General features: G+C 41.4%; 1 protein-coding gene. It reads left to right on the top strand.

What is annotated here, in order from left to right:
- The first annotated feature begins 150 nt into the window (after positions 1-150).
- Entirely contained in the window at positions 151-1014 is an 864-nt protein-coding gene (locus tag ACYQ2O_RS12360; RefSeq protein WP_459796715.1) for a permease prefix domain 1-containing protein, read from the top strand.
- Positions 1015-1090: the final 76 nt, after the last annotated feature.

The following is a 1090-nucleotide window of genomic DNA, read 5'->3' as shown; positions in this document are numbered from 1 at the left end:
GGGATAGTTTGGTAGTCGGATACCTACTATTTTACCGATAAATGAGGGAGGGGCAAGTGTTTTTTGTCTTTTCCTTGATAGAACAACGGTTATAGACCTTTAAGAACAAAAAAATTTGACAGTAACATCAAGTTGTTGGAGGGGAAAAAGATGAAAATCATTAAAGATTATGTCGATCAAGTGTTTAAAACAGTACCGATCACTGAGGAAACGAATCAGTTAAGGACAGATATTCTAGCGAATATGGAGGATAAGTATAATGAACTGATTGATGCGGGGGCTTCTGAACATGAGGCTATCGGTGTCGTCATTGCTGAGTTTGGAAATATTGAAGAGCTATTAGAAGAAATGGGCATATCTAGACTGTCTAAAGAAAGACGGGAGCAATATCCTACAATGGAGCAAGAAGGCATCGACTATTTTCTTCAGACAAAAGGGACGATTGGCCTGAGAATCGGTCTAGGCATATTATCTATACTTGCAGGGGTCGGAGGGTTAATTGCCTTACTGGGACTGCAGAACTTCTTTCAGGCGGCACCTCTGATCGGACTTGTATTCTTACTGGCATTTCTGGTCGCCGGTATTGCACTCTTTATTCTTGAAGGAATGCGGGCAGCTGACTTGAAAGCTTATCATAAACCTTTTGTTCTATTGCCTGATTTAAGAGAACACTTAGAAGAACAGCAGAAAGCCTATAAGAAATCACTTGCCATCAGTATTGTATTAGGTGTGTCGCTTTGTATTCTGTCATTAACTCCAATGCTTCTAGGGGTTATGACCAATCTGATTCCAGTCTTAGTCGGTGTGGGACTGATGCTCGTACTGATCGGGACGGGCATTGTCTGCTTTACCTATAGCGGCAATGTATACAACGCCTATACCATACTGCTGACTAATGGAAAAGACCCGAACAGCTTCGAAGAGGAAGTTAAAGCGGAAGCCAGAAGGAAACGCATCGACTATATAACTCAAGTTTCGCACCCTAATAAATGCTTCACAATCCTATCGGATTAACCCTCACCAAAGAAATTACGCAGCAATTTGTTCTTGGTTTGACTGATTTCCAATCAAAATTTCTTTGAATGCCGCC

This window comes from Alkalibacterium sp. m-11, assembly GCF_054658155.1.
This window is presented reverse-complemented; position numbering and strand designations above follow the sequence as displayed.